Source organism: Streptomyces sp. NPDC041135, from assembly GCF_055592085.1.
The window spans coordinates 144458-158236 of sequence record NZ_JBVIYZ010000012.1 but is presented as its reverse complement, the minus strand read 5'-3'; the positions used below and the strand labels follow the sequence as shown (position 1 = coordinate 158236).

Below are 13779 nucleotides of genomic sequence, written 5' to 3'. Positions count from 1 at the left end.
AGAAGGAAAGCATCCGTAACACCCCCAGGAGCCCCGCATGACCGCACTTCCGCAGGAGCGACGCGTCGTCACCGCCATCCCCGGCCCGAAGTCGCAGGAGCTGCAGGCCCGCCGTACCGCCGTGGTCGCCCAGGGTGTGGGCTCCGTTCTGCCCGTGTTCACCGCGCGCGCGGGCGGGGGCGTCATCGAGGACGTCGACGGCAACCGGCTGATCGACTTCGGCTCCGGCATCGCCGTGACGTCCGTCGGCGCCTCCGCCGAGGCCGTCGTACGCCGGGCGAGCGCCCAGCTGGCCGACTTCACCCACACCTGTTTCATGGTCACCCCCTACGAGGGCTACGTGGAGGTCGCCGAGGCCCTCGCCGAGCTGACCCCGGGTGACCACGCCAAGAAGTCCGCGCTGTTCAACAGCGGCGCCGAGGCCGTCGAGAACGCGGTCAAGATCGCCCGCGCGTACACCAAGCGCCAGGCGGTCGTCGTCTTCGACCACGGCTACCACGGCCGCACCAACCTGACCATGGCGCTGACCGCGAAGAACATGCCGTACAAGCACGGCTTCGGCCCGTTCGCGCCCGAGGTCTACCGCGTCCCGGTCGCCTACGGCTACCGCTGGCCGACCGGCCCGGAGAACGCCGGCCCCGAGGCCGCCAAGCAGGCCATCGACCAGATCACCAAGCAGGTCGGCCCGGACAACGTGGCCGCGATCATCATCGAGCCGGTGCTCGGCGAGGGCGGCTTCATCGAGCCGGCCAAGGGCTTCCTGCCGGAGATCGTGAAGTTCGCCAACGACAACGGCATCGTCTTCGTCGCCGACGAGATCCAGTCCGGCTTCTGCCGCACCGGCCAGTGGTTCGCCTGCGAGGACGAGGGCATCGTCCCGGACCTGATCACCACCGCCAAGGGCATCGCCGGCGGTCTGCCGCTGGCCGCCGTCACCGGCCGCGCCGAGATCATGGACGCCGCGCACGCGGGCGGCCTGGGCGGCACCTACGGCGGCAACCCGGTGGCCTGCGCCGGTGCGCTCGGCGCCATCGAGACGATGAAGGAGCTGGACCTCAACGCCAAGGCGAAGAACATCGAGGCGATCATGAAGTCCCGCCTCACCGCCATGGCCGAGAAGTACGACGTCATCGGCGACGTCCGCGGCCGCGGCGCGATGATCGCCATCGAGCTGGTCAAGGACCGCGCCACCAAGGAGCCGAACCCGGAGGCGACGGCCGCGCTGGCCAAGGCCTGCCACCAGGAGGGCCTGCTGGTCCTGACCTGTGGCACCTACGGCAACGTGCTGCGCTTCCTGCCCCCGCTGGTGATCGGCGAGGACCTGCTGAACGAGGGCCTCGACATCATCGAGGAGGCTTTCGCGCGCATCTGAGCAGCGGGTACGCACTTCTGACCGGTCGGCGGCAGGCCGTGTGAAGAACGTGTGCGGGGTGGATGACGGGACGCGTTTGTGCCTGTCGTCCCGCCGCCCGCTGCCGTAGGTTCTACCCAGATGAGAGATACACCTCGTCCACAGGGGACTGTGGACGGTCTCAGGCCGAGGCCTCCCCAGCTTCGACCTGGTCGTGCCCTCGCGCACACACCCGGGGCCCCTGGCCCCGGATCTCCTCACCGATCGGACGGCCGCCCGCCCCAAACCCCCCGGGGCGCGCGGCGTTCCGGTCCGGACGGCCGCCCCGGAACCACCCCCCCTGTTCCGGGGCGGCCGACCTCCTTCTCCCTCCCGCCGCTGCGCGTGCTGCCGGCCGTCGCGGCCCTGCTCCTGGCGCTCATCACCTGGCAGGTCGTCGCGGACGGCCCGCTGGTGCGCCTGGACGAGCGCCTGAGCCGCGCCCTGGTCCACCCGGACCGCGCCTCCTCGCTCCTCTCCGACCTCGGCAACGCCCAGGTCGCCCTCCCGGTCCTCGCCGCCGCGCTCGCGTACGCCGCCTGGCGGGGGCGCACGCGCGGCGTGCGGCGGTGGTGGCGGGCGCCCGCCGCGGCGGCCGTGCTGATGGCCCTGGTCCCGGCGGTGGTCGTACCACTGAAGGACTGGACGGCCCGGCCCGGGACCCCGGCGGTGCCCCCGGGCACCGGCTACTTCCCCTCCGGGCACACCGCCACGGCGGCGGTCGCCTACGGCGCCTCGGTGCTGCTCCTCCTCCCGTGGCTGCGCTCGCCCCGCGCCCGCCGGAGCCTGGTCGCCGGGTACGCGCTGCTGGTCGCCGGGGTCTCCTTCGGGCTGGTCCGCAGGGGGTACCACTGGCCGCTGGACGTGGTGGCGAGCTGGTGCCTGTGCACGGTGCTGTTCACCGCGGTGTGGCCGGCGCTCAGCCGAAGTAGCCGTCGAAGGTGTGCTGGAACTCCCAGTTCGCGAACCGGTCCCAGTTGACCGACCAGGTCATCAGGCCGCGCAGGGCGGGCCGGCTGCCGTGGGGGGCGTACGAGCCGCAGTTCGTGCGCTTCGTCAGGCAGTCCAGGGTCTTGGTGACCTCGGCCGGGGAGACGTAGCCGTTGCCCGCGTTGACGGAGGCCGGCATGCCGATCGCCACCTGGTCGGGGCGCAGCGGCGGGAAGACGTTGCCCGGGTCGCCCGCCACCGGGAAGCCGGTGAGCAGCATGTCGGTCATGGCGATGTGGAAGTCGGCGCCGCCCATGGAGTGGTACTGGTTGTCCAGACCCATGATCGGCCCTGAGTTGTAGTCCTGGACGTGCAGCAGGGTCAGGTCGTCGCGCAGGGCGTAGAGCACCGGCAGGTAGGCGCCGCAGCGGGGGTCCTGGCCGCCCCAGCGGCCGGTGCCGTAGTACTGGTAGCCCATCTGGACGAAGAAGGTCTCCGGGGCCGCGGTCAGCACGAACGACGAGCCGTAGCGGGCCTTGAGGGTCTTCAGGGCGGAGATCAGGTTGACGACGACCGGGGTCTTCGGGTTCTTGAAGTCGGTGTCGTCCGCGTTCAGCGACAGCGAGTGGCCCTCGAAGTCGACGTCCAGGCCGTCCAGGCCGTACTCGTCGATGATCTTCGAGACGGAGGCGACGAAGGTGTCGCGGGCGGCGGTGGTGGTCAGCTGGACCTGGCCGTTCTGGCCGCCGATGGAGATCAGCACCTTCTTGCCCGCCGCCTGCTTGGCCCGGACGGCCGCCTTGAAGTCGGCGTCGCTCTCCACGTTCGGGCACTCGGTGACCGGGCAGCGGGTGAAGCGGATGTCGCCGGAGGTGGCGGAGGTGGGTTCGCCGAAGGCCAGGTCGATGACGTCCCAGCTGTCGGGGACGTCGGCGAGGCGGGTGTAGCCGGAGCCGTTGGCGAAAGTGGTGTGCAGGTAGCCGACCAGGGCGTGGGCGGGCAGTCCGGCCGAGCCGCCGCCGGAGCCGCCCCCGGGTGCGGCGGACGTCGTCGCGGTCACCGCGGCCGACTTCGCGGACTCGCCGGCGTCGTTGACCGCGGTGACCTGGAAGCTGTAGGCGGTGGCGGCGGCGAGTCCGGTCACGGTGGCCGAGGCCGTGCTCACCGTCTGGACCCGGACGCCGTCGCGGTAGACGCCGTAGCCCGTGGCACCGGAGACCGCCGGCCAGGACAGGGCGACGCTGGAGGAGGTGACGGCGCCGGCCGTCGGTGCGGCCGGCGGCGCGGGCGGCTGGCCCGTCGGGGCGCCCGGGCCGGTCAGCGAGATGTCGTCGGCGTAGTAGGCGCCGGTGCCGTACCAGCCGTGGGTGTACAGCGTGACCCGGGTGGTGGCGGCGCCGGTGCGGAAGGTGGTCGTCAGCCGCTGCCAGTCGGTGGCGGACTGGGTCCAGGCGGAGACGTCGGTGGTGCCGGTGCCGGTCGCGCCGAGGTACACGTAGGAGCCGCGGACCCAGCCGGACAGGGTGTACTGCGCGTCGGGCCGCACGGTCACGGTCTGGGTGCACTGGGCGTTGTCGCTGCCGGCCGGGGTGGCCTGGAGGGCCTTGCCGCCGCTGTGCACGGGTGCGGCGACGGCGGCGCCCGCGGTGCAGGTCCAGCCGGCCGTACCGGACTCGAAGCCGCCGTTGGCCACGAGGTCGGCGTCGGCCGCCCGGGCGGCCGGGGAGAGCGCGGTCATGCCGGACACGGCCAGCAGGGCGGCGGTGAGCACGGCGAGCACGGACCTCGACGAACGGGGCCGGTGGCCCGGCGGCGCGGGCGGCGGCGGGCAGGGGGCTGCGGACGAGGACCGGGCGGGGGGTCTGGGGCGTTCCACGCGTGCCTCCGGCGAGGGGGGAGGGAAGGGGAGAGTGGGTGGAGCGCGCCCAACTTGGTCCAGACCAATCCCGTTGTCAAGGTGTCGCGCCGCTATCCGTCCGCATCCCGGTCCCTGGCGAGCGCGGCAGCGGCCTCGTGCATCGCCAGCTCCAGCAGCACCGGATCGGTGAGCGTGCCGGAGCCGTCCGGCGTCACCAGCCAGCGCACGTGCTGGGCGGCCCGCCCCGGGTGGGGCACGACGATCCAGGTCCCGGCCCCCGCCGTCCGGATGCCGGTGCCCAGCCAGCGGGCGGCGGTGCCCGGCGGCACGAAGAAGCCCACCCGGTGGTCCCCGAAGTCGGCCAGCACCGGGCCGGGCTGATCGAGGACGCGGGTGAGCACGTCGAGGGTGGGGTAGCCGAGAGCGCCCGGCAGAATCAGGACGTCCCAGGCCTTGCCGGCGGGCAGCAGCGCCACCCCGAGGGGGCTGCGCTCCCACTCCCAGCGGCAGGCCCCGGGGTCCGGTGCGACGGATGCCAGCCACTCGACCGCCGTCTTCGCCCCAGTCATCACACGACCTCCCTCTCACCGCGTGGACGCGGTCGCGCCACGGGAGGGAGAGGGAGGCCGCCCGGCGGGCATTACGCGGGTTCGGGCACCTTCTTCGAGCGGACCGGGTCAGCTGTGGTCAGCTGTCGAAGCCCAGGCCCAGCCGGTCCATGGTCCGCAGCCACAGGTTGCGGCGGCCGCCATGGGCGTCGGCGCGGGCCAGCGACCACTTGGTGAGGGCGATGCCGGTCCAGGCGAAGGGCTCCGGCGGGAAGGGCAGGGGCTTCTTGCGGACCATCTCCAGCCGGCTGCGCTCGGTGTCCTCGCCCGCCAGCAGGTCCAGCATCACGTCGGCGCCGAAGCGGGTGGCACCCACCCCGAGGCCGGTGTACCCGGCCGCGTAGGCGACCCGGCCGCGGTGCGCGGTGCCGAAGAACGCCGAGAAGCGCGAGCAGGTGTCGATCGCGCCGCCCCAGGCGTGGCTGAAACGGACGCCCTCCAGCTGCGGGAAGCAGGTGAAGAAGTGCCCGGCGAGCCGGGCGTAGGTCTCCGGGCGGTCGTCGTACTCGGCGCGCACCCGGCCCCCGTACGGGTAGACCGCGTCGTAGCCGCCCCACAGGACGCGGTTGTCGGCGGAGAGCCGGAAGTAGTGGAACTGGTTGGCCGAGTCGCCCAGGCCCTGGCGGTTCTTCCAGCCGATGGAGGCGAGCTGGTCGGTGGTGAAGGGCTCGGTCATCAGGGCGTAGTCGTAGACCGGGACCGTGTAGGAGCGGACGCGGCGCAGCAGGCTGGGGAAGACGTTGGTGCCGAGCGCGACCTGGCGGGCGCGGACCGACCCGTACGGGGTGGTCACGGCCATCCCGGCGCCGTCGGGCCGCAGTGTCAGGGCGGGGGTGTGCTCGTACACCCGCACGCCGAGCCGGGCGCAGGCGCGCTTGAGGCCCCAGGCGAGCTTGGCCGGGTGCAGCATGGCCACGCCCCGGCGGTCCCACAGGCCGGCCTGGAAGGTGGGCGAGTCGACCTGCTCGCGCACGGCGTCGGCGTCGAGGAACTCGATGCCGTCCGCGAGGCCCCGCTCGCTCAGCCGCCGGTGCCAGTCGCGCAGCTCCCGCGCCTGGTACGGCTCGGTGGCGACGTCGATCTCGCCGGTGCGTTCGAAGTCGCAGTCGATGCCGTGCCGGTCGACCGCCCGCTCGATCTCGTCGAGGTTCCGCTCGCCCAGCCGCTGGAGCGTACCGATCTCGTGCGGCCAGCGGCTGAGCCCGTTGGGCAGGCCGTGGGTGAGGGAGGCGGCGCAGAATCCGCCGTTGCGGCCGGAGGCGGCCCAGCCCACCTCGCGGCCCTCCAGCAGGACGACGTCCCGCCGCGGGTCGCGCTCCTTGGCCAGGAGCGCGGTCCACAGTCCGCTGTAGCCGCCGCCGACGACCAGCAGGTCGCAGGTCTCGGCGCCGGTGAGCGCGGCTTCGGCGCGGGGCTTGCCGGGGTCTTCGAGCCAGTACGGGACCGGCTGTGCTTCGGAGAGAGACGTCGTCCAGCGGGTCATGGCGCTCGGGGCCATGATCTCAACTCCCTACGAGAGGTTATGCGCGCTGCTTGGTGCGGCGGTGGGTGACGACCATGGAGGTCAGCACGAACAGGACGGCGACCAGGAACATGGCCGTGCCGATGACGTTGATCTGCACGGGCGTGCCGCGCTGCGCCGAGCCCCACACGAACATGGGGAAGGTGACGGTCGAGCCGGCGTTGAAGTTGGTGATGATGAAGTCGTCGAAGGACAGCGCGAAGGACAGCAGCGCGCCCGCGGCGATGCCGGGTGCCGCGATGGGCAGGGTGACCCGCAGGAAGGTCTGCGCCGGACCGGCGTACAGGTCGCGGGCGGCCTCCTCCAGGCGCGGGTCCATCGACATCACGCGCGCCTTGACGGCGGTGACGACGAAGCTGAGGCAGAACATGATGTGCGCGATCAGGATCGTCCAGAAGCCGAGCTGCGCGCCCATGTTGAGGAACAGCGTCAGCAGCGAGGCCGCCATGACGACCTCGGGCATGGCCATCGGCAGGAAGATCAGCGAGCTGACGGCGCCCCGCGCGCGGAAGCGGTAGCGCACCAGCGCGAAGGCGATCATCGTGCCGAGGACGGTCGCGCCGACCGTCGCCCAGACCGCGATCTGGAGGCTGAGCGAGAGCGAGCCGCACATGCCGGCGACGCCGCACGGGTCCTGCCAGGCGTCCGTGGAGAACTGCTGCCACTCGTAGTTGAAGCGGCCCTTGGGCTTGTTGAAGGAGAACACCGTCACGACGATGTTGGGCAGCAGGAGATAGCCGAGGGTCAGCAGTCCCGCGATGACGACGAGCCGTCGCTTGAGCCAGGTGACGAGAGCCATTCAGACCAGGTCCTCCGTCCCGGACCGGCGGATGTAGACCGTGACCATGAGCAGGATCGCGGCCATGAGGATGAAGGAGAGCGCGGCCGCCGTCGGGTAGTCCAGGATGCGCAGGAACTGCGTCTGGATGACGTTGCCGATCATGCGGGTGTCGGTGGAGCCGAGCAGTTCGGCGTTGACGTAGTCACCGGCCGCCGGGATGAAGGTCAGCAGCGTGCCGGAGACGACGCCCGGCATCGACAGCGGGAAGGTCACCTTGCGGAAGGTCGTCCAGGGCTTGGCGTAGAGGTCGCCGGCCGCCTCGTGCAGCCGGCCGTCGATCCGCTCGAGCGAGGTGTACAGCGGCAGGATCATGAACGGCAGGAAGTTGTACGTCAGCCCGCACACCACCGCGAGCGGCGTCGCCAGCACCCGGTCGCCCGACGTCCAGCCGAGCCAGCTGGTGACGTCCAGGACGTGCAGGGTGTTGAGGGCGCCGACCAGGGGGCCGTTGTCGGCGAGGATCGTCTTCCAGGCCAGCGTGCGGATCAGGAAGCTGGTGAAGAACGGCGCGATCACCAGGATCATGATCAGGTTGCGCCAGCGGCCCGCCCGGAAGGCGATGAGGTAGGCCAGCGGGTAGCCCAGCAGCAGGCACAGCAGGGTCGCGGCGGCCGCGTAGACGACGGAGCGCAGGAACTGCGGCCAGTAGTCGCTCAGCGCGTCCCAATAGGTCGCGAGGTGCCAGGTGACCTTGTAGCCGTCCTCCAGGGAGCCCGTCTGCACGGACGTGGAGGCCTGGTAGACCATCGGCAGGGCGAAGAAGACGATCAGCCACAGCAGGCCGGGCAGCAGCAGCCAGTAGGGCGTGAACCGGCCGCGCCTGCGCGGGGGCTTCCCGGCCGGCTCGGCGGGGGCGAGGGGCGGGGGCGCCTCGGTCAGCGTCGACATGTCTACGCGGCCTCTTCCTCGACGCTCTCGACACCGGCGTCGATGGCCTGGGCCGCGTCCAGCCCGAAGGTGTGGGCCGGGTTCCAGTGCAGGACGACCTCGGCGCCGCGCACCAGGCGGGGGTCGCGGTCGATGTTCTGGGCGTAGACCTCGAAGCCGGGACAGGCGGGGCTGTCGACGACGTACTGGGTGGAGACGCCGATGAAGCTGGAGTCGGCGATGCGGCCGGTGATCCGGTTGCGGTCCTCGGCGATCAGGCCCGCGTCGTCGGCGTGGGTGAGGGAGATCTTCTCGGGGCGGATGCCCACCAGGACCTTGCCGCCGGAGGCGGTCGGCGCGCTGCACCGCGCGGAGGGCAGCACCAGCTTGCCGCCGCCCGCCCGGAGCACGATGTCGTCGCCGCTCGTGGTGTCGACCTCGGCCTGGATCAGGTTGGAGGTGCCCAGGAAGTTGGCGACGAACGTGGTCCGCGGGTTCTCGTAGAGGTCGGCGGGCGAGCCGAGCTGCTCGACCCGGCCGCCGTTCATCACCGCGACCGTGTCGGCCATCGTCATGGCCTCCTCCTGGTCGTGGGTGACGTGCACGAAGGTGATGCCGACCTCGGTCTGGATGCGCTTGAGCTCCAGCTGCATCTGGCGGCGCAGCTTCAGGTCGAGGGCGCCGAGGGGCTCGTCGAGGAGGAGCACCTTGGGGTGGTTGATCAGCGCGCGGGCCACGGCGACGCGCTGCTGCTGGCCGCCGGAGAGCTGGTGCGGCTTCTTGCGCGCCTGCTCCCCCAGCTGGACCAGCTCCAGCATGTCCTCGACCTGCTTCTTCACGCTCTTCAGGCCGCGCCGGCGCAGGCCGAAGGCCACGTTCTCGAAGATGTCGAGGTGCGGGAAGAGGGCGTAGGACTGGAAGACCGTGTTGACCGGCCGCTTGTAGGGCGGCAGGTGCGTCACGTCCTGGTCGCCGAGGTGCACGGTGCCGCTGGTCGGCTCCTCCAGGCCCGCGATCATCCGCAGGGTGGTGGTCTTGCCGCAGCCGGACGCGCCGAGCAGGGCGAAGAAGGAGCCCTGCGGCACGGTCAGGTCCAGCGGGTGCACGGCGGTGAAGGAGCCGTAGGTCTTGCCGATACCGGTGAGGCGGACGTCGCCGCCCGGGTCTGTCGTCGTCTTCATCGTCGTCACGCCCCTGTGAGCTTCGCGAACTTCGTTTCGTAGGCCGTCTCTTCCTTCTGGCTGAGCGACCGGAAGGCGTGGGACCGGGCCTGCATGGCCTTGTCGGGAATGATCAGCGGGTTGTCCGCCGCGTCCTTGTCGATCCGGGCGAGGTAGGGCTTCACGCCGTCGACCGGGGTCACGTAGTTGATGTAGGCGGCGAGCGCGGCGGCCTGCGCGGGCTCGTAGTAGAAGTCCATCAGCCGTTCGGCGTTCGTCTTGTGACGTGCCCGGTTGGGGATCAGCATGTTGTCGGTCGACGTCATGTAGCCGCTGTCGGGGACGACGAAGTCGACGTCCGGGCTGTCCGCCTTCAGCTGGACCACGTCACCGGCCCACGCGACGCAGGCCGCGAAGTCGCCCTTGGTGAGGTCGGAGGTGTAGTCGTTGCCGGTGAAGCGGCGGATCTGCCCCTTGTCGACGGCCCTCTGCAGGCGGGCGACGGCGGCGTCGAAGTCGTCGTCGCCGAACTTCCCGGGGTCCTTGCCCATGTCCAGCAGCGTCATGCCGATGCTGTCGCGCATCTCCGACAGGAACCCGACCCGGCCCTTGAGCCTGGGGTTGTCGAGCAGGTCGGAGATCGACTTCACCTCGATGCCGTCGAGCGCCTTCTTGTTGTAGGCGATGACCGTCGAGATGCCCTGCCACGGGTAGGAGTAGGCACGGCCAGGGTCCCAGTCGGGGTCGCGGAACTGGGGCGACAGGTTCGTGTAGGCGTGCGGCAGGTTGGAGGCGTCCAGCTTCTGGACCCAGCCCAGCCGGATGAGCCGGGCGGCCAGCCAGTCGGTGAGCACGACGATGTCGCGGCCGGTGTCCTGGCCTGCGGCGAGCTGCGGCTTGATCTTGCCGAAGAACTCGCCGTTGTCGTTGATGTCCTCGGTGTAGTTGACCTGGATGCCGGTCCGCCCGGTGAACGCCTCCAGCGTCGGGTGGTGCTTGCCGCTGTCGTCGACGTCGATGTACTCGGTCCAGTTGGAGAAGTTGACGACCTTCTCCTTCGCCGAGTGGTCCTCGGCGGACGTGCCGCCCTGGGTCTGGCCCGCGGCCGGGATACCGCAGGCGCTCAGCGCCCCGAGTCCGCCGACCGCCAGGGCGCCGCCGGCGGAGGCGCGCAACAGCGAACGGCGGGTCATGGCCGCCCGGCCGTTGCGCAGACTGCGCCGCACGGCGGCCACTTGGGCCGGGGTCAGGCGGTCGGGCTCGTACTGCTCCATGCGCGTGGTGCCCTTTCGGGAGAATCGGCCTGGTCGACGGCCGCGGCAGTGACTATCGGTCCCCGAAGATCGTGCGGTGCCAGTCTTTCCGGGCAACCGCCGTGTTGTCGAACATTACGTGTTTGACCTGCGTGTATTCCTCGAACGAGTACATGGACATGTCCTTGCCGAAACCGGACGCCCGGTAGCCGCCGTGCGGCATCTCGCTGATGATCGGGATGTGGTCGTTGACCCACACGCAGCCGGCCTTGATCTCCCGGGTCGCGCGGTTCGCCCGGTAGACGTTGCCGCTCCAGGCGGAGGCGGCGAGACCGTAGGGGGTGTCGTTGGCCAGCCGGATGCCCTCATCATCACTGTCGAACGGCAGAACGACCAGTACCGGCCCGAAGATCTCCGACTGGACGATCTCGCTGTCCTGCGCCGCGTCCGTCACCAGCGTCGGCCGGTAGTAGGCGCCGCCCGCCAGCTCGCCGCCGGGAGCCTCGCCGCCGGTCACCACGCGCGCGTAGGACCGCGCCCGGTCGACGAAGGCGGCGACCCGGTCGCGCTGGGCGTGCGAGATGAGCGGCCCGAGGTCGGTGCCGGGGGCGAACGGGTCGCCGAGCCGGACCGTCTCCATCAGGGCGGCCGTGCGCTCGACGAACGCCTCGTAGAGCGGCCGCTGCACGTACGCGCGCGTGGCGGCCGTGCAGTCCTGCCCGGTGTTGATCAGTGAGCCCGCGACCGCGCCGTGCACGGCCGCCTCCAGGTCGGCGTCGTCGAAGACCACGAAGGGCGCCTTGCCGCCCAGCTCCAGGTGCAGGCGCTTGACGGTGGCGGTGGCGATCTCGGCGACGCGCCTGCCCACGGCGGTGGAGCCGGTGAACGAGGTCATCGCCACGTCCGGGTGCCCGACCAGGTGCTCCCCGGCCTCCCGGCCGGTGCCGGTGACGACGTTGATCACGCCGTCCGGGAGTCCGGCGTCCGTCGCGGCCCGCGCGAACAGCAGCGAGGTCAGCGGGGTCAGCTCAGCGGGCTTGAGCACGACGGTGTTGCCCGCGGCGACGGCCGGGAGGATCTTCCAGGCGGCCATCTGGAGGGGGTAGTTCCAGGGGGCGATGGAACCGACGACGCCGATGGGCTCGCGGCGGACGTAGGAGGTGTGGTCGCCGGAGTACTCCCCCGCCGACTGACCCTGCAGGTGGCGTGCGGCGCCCGCGAAGAACGCGGTGTTGTCGATGGTCCCCGGGACGTCGAACTCCCGGGTCAGCTTGAGCGGCTTGCCGCACTGGAGCGACTCGGCGCGGGCGAACTCCTCGGCCCGGTCGGCGAGGACGGCGGCGAAGCGGTGCAGCGCGTCGGAGCGCTCGCCCGGGGTGGTGCCCGCCCAGCCGGGGAAGGCCTCCCTTGCGGCGGCCACGGCCGCGTCCACGTCGTCCGTCCCGGCCAGGTCGTAGGTGAAGACCTCCGCGCCGGTGGCCGGGTCGACGACGGCGTGCGTACGGCCGGACGTGCCCTTGGTCAGCCGGCCGCCGATGAACTGCGCGCCGTCCGCGAGACGGTCCTGCGCCGGGAAGCGTCCCCCGGTGGCGGTGTCCGGATTGTGCATGTGGCTCTCCTCCGCCGTCGTCCCGTCCCGGGGGGCGGGTGGCGTAGCTCCAGCTCGATTTGAGTGCCGATCCTGACAGAGCTATGGGCACCCAACAAGTGATTCCGTTGTTGCCTTTTGGTTACGCGACGGAATCTGTCGACCAGGTGTCGAGTCACGGCGGAAAAGGCCGGACGGAGTGTCCGTGGTGCGTGCCACACTCGCGTGCATGGGACGGATCGACGGGGTGGAAGCCCTGATCAGCGAGGTGCGGGCGGGCTCCCGGATCAAGTATGTGCACTTCTGGGGACACCGGGCCCGGGCGGACGGGCGGGTGGACGCGAGCTGCCTGAGTCAGTGGTGGCCGTCGCCCTTCACCGTCGGCGGTGTCGAGTACGCGACGGCCGAGCACTGGATGATGGCGGCCAAGGCGCGGCTGTTCGGGGACGCGGAGGCGGAGCGCCGCGCGGTGGCCGCCGGCCACCCGTCCCAGGCCAAGAAGGCCGGCCGGCTGGTGCGCGGTTTCGACGAGGCCGTCTGGGAGCGGGAGCGGTTCCGGATCGTCGTCGAGGGCAGCGTCCACAAGTTCGCCGCCCATCCCGAGCTGCGCCGGTTCCTGCTGGACACCGGGGACCGGGTCCTGGTGGAGGCGAGTCCGGTGGACCGCGTCTGGGGCATCGGTCTCGCGGCGGACGACGAGGCGGCCGCCCACCCCGAGCGGTGGCGGGGACCGAACCTCCTCGGCTTCGCCCTCATGGAGGCGCGGGAGAGACTGGCCGCCACCGCGGCGGGCTGAGCGCGGGGGCGGCCGTGCGGTGCGTCAGGAGGTTCTGGCTATCAGGGCCGCCAGCAGCCCCAGGGCCAGCACGACGGCCACGGCCCCGCAGATCATGCCCGCCAGGGCCTGGCCGGGATTGGTCGCCTCGCCCCGGCGCGCCTTGGCCCGGCCGAGCGCGCCGAGGACCACGGCCAGCAGCCCGAGCAGGACGGCCACCGGCATGGTGCAGAAGCCGACCGCCGACACGATGCCCACCACGAGGCTCGCGGTGCCCAGGCCGTTGTTCGGCGCGGACTGGTACCCCGGCCAGCCGGGCCCCGGACCGCCCGGGTAGGGCCCCGGGCCGTGGACGCCGTAGCCGGGCGGGCCGCCGTACGGCGCGGCCGGGTAGCCGTAGCCCTGCGCCGGTGCGCCCGGGTAGCCGTAGGGGACCTGGCCCGGGCCGTCCGGGGCGAGGGGCGGCGGCGGCACCGCGTCGCCGGCGGGATACGCCGGGAAGGGCGTCGCGGCGGGCGGGGCGAAGGGGTTGGCCGCGGGCGGCGCGTACGGCTGGGCCCAGGCCTGCGGGGCGGGGCCCGGGGCGGGCGCGCCGGGCCCGGGCGGGGCGAAGGGGTTGGCCGGGGCGGGAGCCGCGGGAGCCGGCGGCCCGGGCGCGGCGAACGGGTCGGCCCACGCCGGCGCGGCCGGTGCCTCCATGGCGGGCAGGGAGGTCACGGTCTGCTGCTCGTGCACGGAGGCGGGTCGCGCGGGCTTCTCCAGCGAGACCTCGGCGGCCGCGGGCACCCGGTCCGCCGGTTCACGGTCCTGCGCGGGAACCTGGTCCGCCGGTACACGGTCCTGCGCGGGCACCCGGTCCGCCGGCGGGCCGGCCGGCTTGGCGAGGTCGACGCGGGGACCGGCCGGCGCGTCGGCCCGGGCAGCCGCCTGGTTCCCGGCGCCGTCCCGCGGTGCCTGCGGTGCCTGCGGTGCCTCGTCGGGCATGGT

12 protein-coding genes are annotated in these 13779 nt (G+C 72.1%); 3 read left to right on the top strand and 9 right to left on the bottom strand.

Going from position 1 to position 13779, the window contains the following annotated elements; translation table 11 throughout:
* The first annotated feature begins 37 nt into the window (after nt 1-37).
* Complete coding sequence (gabT, locus tag ACZ6CZ_RS26010; RefSeq protein WP_469025576.1) at nt 38-1372, top strand: 4-aminobutyrate--2-oxoglutarate transaminase; 1335 nt, start codon at nt 38-40, stop codon at nt 1370-1372.
* Nucleotides 1373-1492: 120 nt separating this feature from the next.
* Nucleotides 1493-2371: a phosphatase PAP2 family protein gene (locus ACZ6CZ_RS26005; RefSeq protein ID WP_469025574.1), complete on the top strand. Its 879-nt coding sequence runs from the start codon at nt 1493-1495 to the stop codon at nt 2369-2371.
* On the opposite strand, the gene ACZ6CZ_RS26000 is transcribed toward ACZ6CZ_RS26005, so the two are convergent.
* From ACZ6CZ_RS26000 to ACZ6CZ_RS25965, 8 genes are all read right to left on the bottom strand, one after another.
* A complete protein-coding gene (locus ACZ6CZ_RS26000; protein WP_469025670.1) occupies nt 2310-4058 on the bottom strand; it encodes a chitinase in 1749 nt (582 codons plus the stop codon). The genes ACZ6CZ_RS26005 and ACZ6CZ_RS26000 overlap by 62 nt on opposite strands.
* A gap of 230 nt (nt 4059-4288) precedes the next feature.
* Entirely contained in the window at nt 4289-4747 is a 459-nt protein-coding gene (locus ACZ6CZ_RS25995) for a hypothetical protein (RefSeq protein WP_469025571.1), read from the bottom strand.
* Nucleotides 4748-4865: 118 nt separating this feature from the next.
* Nucleotides 4866-6284, bottom strand: coding sequence for an NAD(P)/FAD-dependent oxidoreductase (locus tag ACZ6CZ_RS25990; protein ID WP_469025569.1), 1419 nt, complete (start codon nt 6282-6284; stop codon nt 4866-4868).
* Between the two features lie 22 nt (nt 6285-6306).
* A complete protein-coding gene (locus ACZ6CZ_RS25985; protein WP_469025566.1) occupies nt 6307-7107 on the bottom strand; it encodes an ABC transporter permease in 801 nt (266 codons plus the stop codon).
* Complete coding sequence (locus ACZ6CZ_RS25980) at nt 7108-8037, bottom strand: ABC transporter permease (RefSeq protein ID WP_469025564.1); 930 nt, start codon at nt 8035-8037, stop codon at nt 7108-7110.
* Nucleotides 8038-8039: 2 nt separating this feature from the next.
* Complete coding sequence (locus ACZ6CZ_RS25975; RefSeq protein ID WP_469025561.1) at nt 8040-9206, bottom strand: ABC transporter ATP-binding protein; 1167 nt, start codon at nt 9204-9206, stop codon at nt 8040-8042.
* On the bottom strand, nt 9203-10450 hold the full coding sequence (locus ACZ6CZ_RS25970; RefSeq protein WP_469025558.1) for a polyamine ABC transporter substrate-binding protein: 1248 nt from the start codon (nt 10448-10450) through the stop codon (nt 9203-9205). The genes ACZ6CZ_RS25975 and ACZ6CZ_RS25970 overlap by 4 nt, the downstream gene beginning before the upstream one ends.
* A gap of 52 nt (nt 10451-10502) precedes the next feature.
* Nucleotides 10503-12038, bottom strand: a complete 1536-nt coding sequence (locus tag ACZ6CZ_RS25965; RefSeq protein ID WP_469025555.1) for a gamma-aminobutyraldehyde dehydrogenase — start codon at nt 12036-12038, stop codon at nt 10503-10505.
* Nucleotides 12039-12246: 208 nt separating this feature from the next.
* On the opposite strand from ACZ6CZ_RS25965, the gene ACZ6CZ_RS25960 reads away from it, so the two are divergent.
* Nucleotides 12247-12813 carry an NADAR family protein gene (locus tag ACZ6CZ_RS25960; protein WP_469025552.1) on the top strand — a complete coding sequence of 189 codons (567 nt, stop codon included), beginning with the start codon at nt 12247-12249 and terminating at the stop codon, nt 12811-12813.
* Nucleotides 12814-12837: 24 nt separating this feature from the next.
* Here ACZ6CZ_RS25960 and ACZ6CZ_RS25955 read toward each other — a convergent pair whose 3' ends face one another.
* Nucleotides 12838-13776: a DUF4190 domain-containing protein gene (locus tag ACZ6CZ_RS25955; RefSeq protein ID WP_469025550.1), complete on the bottom strand. Its 939-nt coding sequence runs from the start codon at nt 13774-13776 to the stop codon at nt 12838-12840.
* Nucleotides 13777-13779: the final 3 nt, after the last annotated feature.